This is a genomic window from Bacillota bacterium (assembly GCA_040754675.1).
In the GTDB taxonomy this organism is placed as follows: Bacteria; Bacillota; Limnochordia; order Limnochordales; family Geochordaceae; genus Geochorda.
Window position 1 is genome coordinate 1 of the sequence record JBFMCJ010000559.1, and the last position, 2,599, is coordinate 2,599.

At 69.6% G+C, this 2,599-nt stretch carries 3 protein-coding genes; 2 read left to right on the top strand and 1 reads right to left on the bottom strand.

Annotated features, from left to right (window positions below):
* On the bottom strand, positions 1–646 hold a 646-nt coding region (locus tag AB1609_20775), incomplete at its 3' end, for a hypothetical protein (protein MEW6048877.1).
* 154 nt (positions 647–800) lie between these two features.
* Here AB1609_20775 and AB1609_20780 point away from each other — a divergent pair.
* Both AB1609_20780 and AB1609_20785 read left to right on the top strand, forming a co-directional pair.
* Positions 801–2,207: an acetate--CoA ligase family protein gene (locus AB1609_20780; GenBank protein ID MEW6048878.1), complete on the top strand. Its 1,407-nt coding sequence runs from the start codon at positions 801–803 to the stop codon at positions 2,205–2,207.
* A 181-nt stretch (positions 2,208–2,388) separates the two neighbouring features.
* Positions 2,389–2,599, top strand: a 211-nt coding sequence (locus AB1609_20785) for a hypothetical protein (GenBank protein MEW6048879.1), incomplete at its 3' end; no start/stop codon positions are given.

A 2,599-nucleotide genomic window follows, 5' to 3' on the forward strand; every position in this document is an offset into this window, starting at 1 on the left:
TTTGCAGCGACCAGTAGGGGAGGGTTCGCAGGCGGCCCCTCACCGGGCGTGGCCCGGGGCCCGCGGAGGACGCGACGTCCCGCTCGAACAACAGCCACCACCCGGGCTTCAATTCGTGTACGCCGCGGAAGACCCCGTGGCCGGGAGTTCGCCCCGGGCCCACGACCAGCACTTCGGCGAGACCCTCGGCGTCAATTTCGGGCGGAACCGCAGGGTGGGCCAGGAGGGCTTTCAGTTCGGAGCCAAACAACAACCCACCATCGCGCTCGGCGTAAAACAACGGCTTGACGCCCAGCCGGTCCCGGGCCATGAAGAGGCGCGCCCTGGCGTCGTCCCAGACGGCGAAGGCGAAGATTCCGTTGAACCTGGCCGTGCACTGGGGCCCCCACTCCATGTAGCTTCGCAGCAACACCTCGGTGTCCGAGTAGCTCTCGAACACATGCCCGAGGCCCTTTAGCTCGCTTCGGACCTCCTCGGTGTTGTACAACTCGCCGTTATATCCGCCCGCGGCCTTTTCCAGGGTCTTCCGGTCCACCCGGTTCTCCGGGCGTGCGACCAACGTCGCCAGGACAGGCCTCGAGAGCAGTCCGTCCAGGACCCGGAATCCACCGGCGTCCACCGGTGGCCGCAGGGTAGGCTGCCGCATAGGGTGCCGGACGGGGTGCGAGCGCGGTCCCGGACGCGTTCGGGTAGCCATACTGGATACGGGATGCACGGCACTCCCTACGGGGTCCAGCCCGGGTTGCCGGGTGCCCGCACCCGCCGTACGATAAGCTTGTAGGCTCGCGGCATGAAAGGGAGTGGTTGCCTGGGCGGCCCTTGATGCGCTCCTGCGGCCGGCGAGCATCGCCGTGGTGGGAGCAAGCCGGGACGCTGCGAAGCCCGGTGGCTTGATCCTCCGGTACCTGCTCGACAGCAATGCTCGCGTCTACGCGGTTAACCCCGGCGCCAGTGAGGTGCACGGGGTTTCTTGTTTCCCTTCGATCGACGCCCTTCCCGAGCCCGTGGAGCTCGCCGTGGTCGCCACCCCGGCTGCGGCCGTGCCGGACGTGGTGCAGGCGTGCGCCCGCCGGGGCGTGAAGGCCGCCATTGTGGTGGCCGGCGGCTTCGGGGAGACGGGCGAGCAAGGTCGCCTCCTCGAAGAGGAGCTGCGCCGCATCGTGCGTTCGAGCGGCCTTCGCCTGCTGGGGCCAAACACGCTGGGAGTGCTGGTGCCGAAGTCGGGCCTGGATACCCTGTTCGTCGTGCGGGAGCGGGCCCTGCGCCCCGGCCCCGGGCCGCTGGCGTTCATCTCGCAAAGCGGAGCCACGGCGGTGACGCGTATGAGCGCAGCGGCGGCCGAGGGGATTGGCTTTCACTCGTTCGTGGGCCTCGGCAACCGCCTCGATATCAACGAAAACGAACTCATGGCCTACCTCGCCATCCAGCCCGACGTGAAGGCCCTGGCTCTGTACCTCGAGAGTTTCGGGGACGGGGCCGGCTTCTTCGAGACGGCCCGCGAGCTGACCGCCCGCCTGCCCGTCTGCGTGGTGAAAGCGGGGCGCAGTTCAGCAGGGGCGCGGGCGGCCGCCTTGCACACGGGGTCCCTGGCGGCCGGCGAGCGCGTGGTGGACGGCGTTTTCCGCCAGCTCGGCATCTACCGGGCGTATGACGACGAGGAACTGGTGGACGTGGCCTGGGCGCTTGCCTGCTCGCCGCTTCCCCCGGGGGACCGGGTCGCCGTGCTCGTTTCGGCCGGCGGGCACGGGGTGATGATGGCCGACTACCTGGAGGCCGCCGAGCGTTCGGTGAAGGTGCGCCTGGCGCGGTTTTCGGACAGCACCCGGGAAGCGCTGCGGCGGGAGGTTCTGCCCTTCGCATCGGTGGAGAACCCCGTCGACCTCACCGCGAGCGCCGGTGTGGTCACGTACGAGCGGGCGCTGGCCATTCTCAACGAAGACCCGGGGGTGGACGCCATCCTCTGCTCGGTGCAGCTCGAGCCTCCGGGTCTGGACGCCCGGCTCCTGGACGTGATCACCGCCTTTGCGCGCTCGGCGGCTAAACCCATCGTTGTGACGTCCATCGGGGCGCAGGCAAGCGCCGAAGCCCGCCGCGCCCTCAACCGCTCGGGCGTCCCGGCGTACCCGTCTCTGTGGCGAGGAGTGCGGGCTCTCGGCGCTCTGGTCGAACGGGCCCGCCGCCTGGGCTCCGGCCGTTTTGCATCTTGAGGCCGGCCGGCTGCCGGTGTGGTGCCCGCGCCGACAGGCGCCTCATCGTTCCCGAGTGGGGCAACCTGTTCGTTCCGGAGGCCATGAAGGACAGGCCCTGGAACGAGATACTGGCCGAGCCTGAGAGCCGTACCAGTAAGCGAGCAGGCGCGTAAGAGCACAACCGGGCTCCCTTCGCAGGGTGGGGGCGGCGCTGGAGGCCGCCCCCACCTTTTTCGTGTCGGGTGTTGGCCGCCTGTTCGGTGCTACCGTCTGGCCGCCCCGCAGCAGCGCGCCCGTCCCGTCCCTGCCGGGCCGGGACAGGCAAAACGGCCCGTGCCAGGGACTACCCATGAAGCGGCCACTTTTCAGGCGCTCGCAGGAGCGGGTGGTTCGGGTGCAGGTGCGCTTTC